Origin of the sequence: Bacteroides sp., assembly GCF_052357945.1 — a bacterium.
Lineage (GTDB): Bacteria > Bacteroidota > Bacteroidia > Bacteroidales > Bacteroidaceae > Bacteroides.
In genome coordinates this window covers 1-5,426 of sequence record NZ_DAWCXD010000217.1, presented here as the reverse complement: position 1 = coordinate 5,426, position 5,426 = coordinate 1, and the positions used below count along the sequence as shown (strand labels likewise).

The window sequence follows — 5,426 nt, the reverse complement described above, 5'->3', positions numbered from 1 at the left end:
GCTATGTTTCTAATTATAAGTGAAATATATTTATTCTTATTTCGAACTCACGTTATTTTAGTAACTCTGTTCCTATTACTTATAAGTTAGTGCTTTTTCATATAAACAGACTTTTTTAATAATTGAGCCACAGCTTCATTGCAGCTATCTTTTCTCTGCTTACAGTAATTTTATCTTTAAATGGCGGTTTTACCTGTACTATTATTTTTCCTAAAAAATAGTTTTCTATTTTCTGTATGGCATGTACACTGACCAATGTTTGCCGGTTGGTGCGGAAAAAAATATCGGGGTTTAGTTGTTCGGACAGTTTGTCGAGCGATAAATCTATGATATGCTCTTTTCCTTCTTTTGTGACGGCAAAGGTAATTTTGTTTTCAGAATAGAAATAAGCTATATCTTCTACTTGCAAGGTATACAGCTTTTCGTCTCCTGATATCAGGAAGCGGGTACGGTATTTTTTTTCCGGATTACTTATATTTTTCAGTAGGTTCAGTAATTCATTGGATGGGTTCGATAGGGTGGTATTGCCATATCTGGCAGTTAATCTTTCAAACTTTTCGATGGCTTCGGCCAATCTTTCCCTGTTTATTGGCTTCAGCAGATAGTCTATGCTGTTTACAGTAAAAGCACGTATGGCATATTCGTCGTAAGCGGTGGTAAAAATAATCATACTTTCGGGTTGGGCCTGTTCTATGAAAGCGAAAGAAATGCCGTCGGTCAGTTGGATATCCAGAAAGATTATATCCGGGTGTGGATGCTCCTGGAACCATTTTACAGATCCCTCTATGCTGCCGGGCAATACAACTATATCCCAGTCTGGCCTTAATCCTGACAACATTTTATGTAGCAGGCGTCCTGCAGGAATTTCATCTTCTATAATAGCGGCTTTTATCTTATTCATTCAGTAAAGGTATTTTTACGGTGAAATATTCAGAATCGTCAATAATTGTGATATGCAAGTTGCAAATCAGCAGATAGCGGGCAGATAAGTTCTTCAGTCCCATTCCTGATTTTGCAACATCCTTTTTTAATTTGATCTTGTTTCTTACGGAAAGAGTTTGATCTTTGTTGTATGAAATTACGAAAAAGGTCTAAGTGATTGAAAATGAGTTGCAGTTACCAACTCATAGTAATAATAGGTTACGAATTAGTTAGTTCTCTGCTGTTTTATTCTTCTGCGCGTTGCGTAACCTTCAAAGAACTCTTCGTATGCAAAAGTAGCACTTTAATGGCATATATTGAAATAAAAATCCAGCTTTTTAAGCTCCACAGACAAGTTTTTCCGTAAAAGCGAATTTATTCGTAGGAACATCATCATCAATAAATTGACGACCATGTTCCTACTATTGCATAAGCATAGAAAAGGGCTTTGCGTCACGCCTGAACCATGTTCAGACTGATGATGCAAGGCCCCTTTCTTTTTTTTGCTTATGCCACAAGCGGTGCTTTTACGGCTGTTACCTGTTGATTTTCTTTTTTTGTCGGTTCCTCTAATCGAAAACGGAAGTCATGGGTAACCACACCTTCCATAAATGAAAAGTGCCATTACCCATGACGGCAAACCGGAAAGAAAATTGCAACCGCATAACTAAACAGGTTTAGCCACACGGTTGCAACATACTTTCTTGGAATGTTTGCCGGTTTCACGTTTTCGCCGTATCCCTTCTTTTTGAGATTTCCTTTCTTTCTTTTCCCGGAACATTTCATATCCAATATGCCTCCACATCCGTTTACCTCCATTTTGATGGTCTTTCAGACAGTCGCATCAGGTGGATCGTTCCCGTTCTGGGTGCAAAGGTAAATCCGGGATTGGGATGCTCAATGGTTTTTAGAAAAAATCTCCAGCCCTGCAGGTAGTATTTTTTCTTTGAAAACCCTTGCTCTACCCACTCCCTACCTTTTTGAAGCACCCGAAACGAAAACGACCGAAGCGACAGAAAGACGCATTAAAAAAAATGTCGGATAAACGGGAGGCATATAAGGTTGGAAACTCAACTCCCTCAGCTCTCGAATCCGCATTAAAAATAAAAACAAATGGATATGGAAGCAGCAGTAGCAACAAAATTCGTGAAGTGGGAAGTTCCGACATTGGAAAGCCTACATGAGTGTAAGGTTTACAGACTTCGTATGAAAGTGAACAATGGCGAGGTGCTGAACAGAGAGGAAAAGAATTGGATAACCGAAAAGGTAAACGGCAATACCTATTTCAAAAGTGCGATACCATTGCAAGGATGGCGGTTTGACTTCTCCGACATACTGAGGACATTCCTTGTAAGCCAGTACGGACAATGGAGAGAATACAAGGTTATGGACAAGACGGCACTCCGTAAGATATTGTACGGAAGAATTGACAGAATTGTAGAACTTGACAAACGACACCCAAAATGACAGCAGCAATGAACATAAGACAGACAGCGCAATCCATTGGACTTGCAGTATTCGCATTTCTGTTGCGCTGTTTCCTTTGGATAGTCAATATCCTTTGGTACATCATCAGAGAAATAGTCTGTGGAGTATTCCGAATGGTTATCAATGTAATGGTATTCATCATATTCCTCATTGCCATTTTCGGCTTTCTCCTATGGCTACTGACACTTTGAATTAACTCCCAAAAGCATAGCATTATGAAACGATACAGCAAGACAGCAGCGCAGCAATGCAGATTTTACGAGGTGGACAACATCTTTGAGTATATGGTGGAAACCTACATCAACGGCAACCATTCAACCCTAAGAAGGCTATACCACGAACTCAACAAGGAAGCGAGAAAGGACTTTATCGGTTTTCTTTTGGTGGAATGTCCTCCACAATACCACACGGAGATTTTACAAGAGATTGTCTGACCCAATAAATGAACGGATATGAACAGGACAACGGAAAAGATACCCACATGGAGTTTAGCCTATATCATCAATGGTGATGCAACCGCACTCACAGACGATGAAGTTCAGACAATAGACAGATGGATGAAGCGATGGCAAGTACAAGATGTTTCACCCCTCACAGATGAAGAAGGGAACGCACAGCCTTATTTCACCCATTACCCCCTTTTCGGACTTCCCACAGAAGTGGAAGATTGCGAGATACTTTATTTGAACGACAACCCGACTAAAATTTGAGATTATGATGAAAGGAACAGACCATTTCAAACGAACCATACAGATGTTTTTGGAGCAGAGAGCAGCGGAAGATGAACTATTCGCCAAAAGCTACCGCAACCCAGCCAAGAACATAGACGATTGTGTCACATACATTCTGAACTATGTGCAGAAAAGCGGTTGCAACGGCTTTTCAGACGGAGAGATTTACGGACAAGCCATTCACTATTACGATGAAAACGAGATTGAAGTAGGCAAGCCTATACAATGTCAAGTAGTTGTAAACCATGTGGTGGAACTGACAGAAGAGGAAAAGCAGGAAGCAAGAAGAAAGGCGGTTGCCCAATATCAGCAGATGGAACTCCAAAAGCTACAGAACCGCAACAAGCCGACAGCGAAAAAAGAAACACAAGTCCAACCCTCATTATTTGATTTTTGATATGAAACCGAGAACACGCATACAGAAAGAGGTAGTCCGTTTGTCAAGCGGACTGCCCGAACTGACAGACAAGCAGAAAGCATACGCTTTTGAACATTGCTTCAAGCATCATGCCTACCGCACAAAAGGCGGAACTATCACTTGTTCGGAATGTGGACACCGCTGGAAAGGCGGACACACTCTTGCGGAAACTATATGTGGCTGTAGCTGTCCCCATTGCGGAAAGGAACTTGAAATACTTGATACCCGAAAGAGAGTTTTCAGAGGCAGCGCATATTATGAAATCATTACGACCCGAAAAGGCTATCAAGTGTTGCGCTACTTTATGGTAGGAGCAACATACAAGGTGGGGCAGAAGGCAGAGTATTCCATTCGGGAGGTGGTGCAATGGTGGATTGCCCCAAACGGAAAGACCGAAGTTATTGCCCGACTGAGAGCCATGCACACGATGTACTATGACCTTTGGACTGAATGGAGCGATATGGATTTGCGCAGCAACAAGATGCTGAAAGCATACAACATAGACGCATACAAGACTTATCCGGCAATGCGCATCATTCCCGAATTAAAACGAAACGGCTTCAAGGGAGCATTCCACGAACTGACCCCATACGAATTTTTTACCGCCATTCTGACGGACAGCAATAAGGAAACATTGCTTAAAGCGGGACAGACAGAAATGTTCAGATATGCCGTCATATCAAATATCAATTTACATGAATATTGGAACTCCATAAAAATCTGTATCCGAAACGGCTATCATATTGCAGATGCCTCCATGTGGTGTGACCTTGTAAGACTGCTCCGACATTTCGGGAAAGATACCCACTGCCCAAAATATGTTTGTCCGACAGACTTGAAAAAGGCACATGACCGACTTGTCAGAAAACGCGAAGAACAGATAGAAAGGGAAAGAGCGGAGCAACGCAGGGAGCAGTTGGTCAAGGACGAAAAGAATTATCTGAAGTCCAAAGGCAAGTTCTTCGGACTTGTGTTTACCGACAACCTTATTCTTGTAAAGGTCATTGAGAGTGTGGCGGAAATGCAACTTGAAGGTAAACTGATGCACCATTGTGTGGGAAGCTATCACAAGAGGACAGACTCCCTTATCCTATCCGCAACCATTGACGGCAAACGCATTGAAACGGTGGAGGTTTCACTGACAACATTCAAGGTGGTACAGAGCAGAGGTGTATGCAATTCCAATACCGAATACCACGACCGCATCATCAGTCTTGTAGAGAGCAATGCCGAACTTATCCGCAAGCGGATGAGTGCTTGATTTATAGACTTCAAAATATACATGATATGGAAATAAAGATAGAAAACATACTGATATTATGGGACGAGAAAGTAACCGACATCTTTGTCAGTCTGATAAACACCTTGTCCTTGAGTTTCAGCGAAACGGAAATCCGCAATTCAATGGCGAAACTTTCAGAAAACGAGAACTTCGGAAGACTGTTCGCCTACGGCTTCGGAGCGCATCACCTTTGGGTAGCCCAAAGGATGATAACCGACCCCGAAAAGGTAATGGAGAACCGACTGCTGATTGTTGAATTTTAATAAATGACTACCATGACAACAAGAATGACCATCAACGGAGTGAGTACCTGCCAGACGGCAGGTACTGAGAAGTACGAAAAGTACCAAACGACTATCAGACGGAAAAGAACAACCCTTTTCCAGTATGACTACCGACACACGGACGGAGAACTTTTCTCTTGCGTGAGACCGACATTGAAGGAGTGCAGACACCTGCGTGATGAATGGATAAAAGGAAAGGAGGACAGATTATGACAGCATACTATGATACTTTGATTGTGACATTCAGTGTAGATACTAATTGAAAATTGCGCCAATATTCCAGTTGAAAATTGCGCCACCAT

Annotated in this window: 9 protein-coding genes and 1 pseudogene; 8 read left to right on the top strand and 2 right to left on the bottom strand. The window is 41.9% G+C overall.

Features of this window, described 5'->3' with window-relative positions; translation table 11 throughout:
* Positions 1 to 115: 115 nt before the first annotated feature.
* Positions 116 to 901, bottom strand: coding sequence for a LytR/AlgR family response regulator transcription factor (locus tag ACT8YW_RS21580; protein WP_008669963.1), 786 nt, complete (start codon positions 899 to 901; stop codon positions 116 to 118).
* Positions 894 to 1,070, bottom strand: a pseudogene (locus tag ACT8YW_RS21575) (sensor histidine kinase); the annotation flags it as partial. The pseudogene ACT8YW_RS21575 and the gene ACT8YW_RS21580, both read right to left, overlap by 8 nt.
* 970 nt (positions 1,071 to 2,040) lie before the next feature.
* Between ACT8YW_RS21575 and ACT8YW_RS21570 the strand changes: the two are divergent.
* Genes ACT8YW_RS21570 through ACT8YW_RS21535 form a run of 8 tightly spaced genes read left to right on the top strand, consistent with a single transcriptional unit; the run spans position 2,041 to position 5,337 of the window.
* A complete protein-coding gene (locus ACT8YW_RS21570; protein WP_057099621.1) occupies positions 2,041 to 2,388 on the top strand; it encodes a hypothetical protein in 348 nt (115 codons plus the stop codon).
* An 8-nt stretch (positions 2,389 to 2,396) separates the two neighbouring features.
* Positions 2,397 to 2,600 (top strand): hypothetical protein, encoded by a 204-nt coding sequence (locus tag ACT8YW_RS21565; protein WP_022232588.1) that lies wholly within the window; start codon positions 2,397 to 2,399, stop codon positions 2,598 to 2,600.
* 24 nt (positions 2,601 to 2,624) lie between these two features.
* Positions 2,625 to 2,843: a hypothetical protein gene (locus tag ACT8YW_RS21560; RefSeq protein ID WP_013619456.1), complete on the top strand. Its 219-nt coding sequence runs from the start codon at positions 2,625 to 2,627 to the stop codon at positions 2,841 to 2,843.
* A gap of 18 nt (positions 2,844 to 2,861) precedes the next feature.
* Entirely contained in the window at positions 2,862 to 3,119 is a 258-nt protein-coding gene (locus ACT8YW_RS21555; RefSeq protein WP_057099066.1) for a DUF6926 domain-containing protein, read from the top strand.
* Positions 3,120 to 3,126: 7 nt separating this feature from the next.
* Positions 3,127 to 3,537, top strand: a complete 411-nt coding sequence (locus ACT8YW_RS21550) for a PcfK-like family protein (protein ID WP_022217992.1) — start codon at positions 3,127 to 3,129, stop codon at positions 3,535 to 3,537.
* A 1-nt stretch (position 3,538) separates the two neighbouring features.
* On the top strand, positions 3,539 to 4,819 hold the full coding sequence (locus tag ACT8YW_RS21545; protein WP_057099067.1) for a PcfJ domain-containing protein: 1,281 nt from the start codon (positions 3,539 to 3,541) through the stop codon (positions 4,817 to 4,819).
* A 26-nt stretch (positions 4,820 to 4,845) separates the two neighbouring features.
* Positions 4,846 to 5,103 (top strand): hypothetical protein, encoded by a 258-nt coding sequence (locus tag ACT8YW_RS21540; protein WP_005650240.1) that lies wholly within the window; start codon positions 4,846 to 4,848, stop codon positions 5,101 to 5,103.
* A gap of 12 nt (positions 5,104 to 5,115) precedes the next feature.
* Entirely contained in the window at positions 5,116 to 5,337 is a 222-nt protein-coding gene (locus ACT8YW_RS21535) for a DUF3873 domain-containing protein (RefSeq protein ID WP_084830403.1), read from the top strand.
* Positions 5,338 to 5,426: the final 89 nt, after the last annotated feature.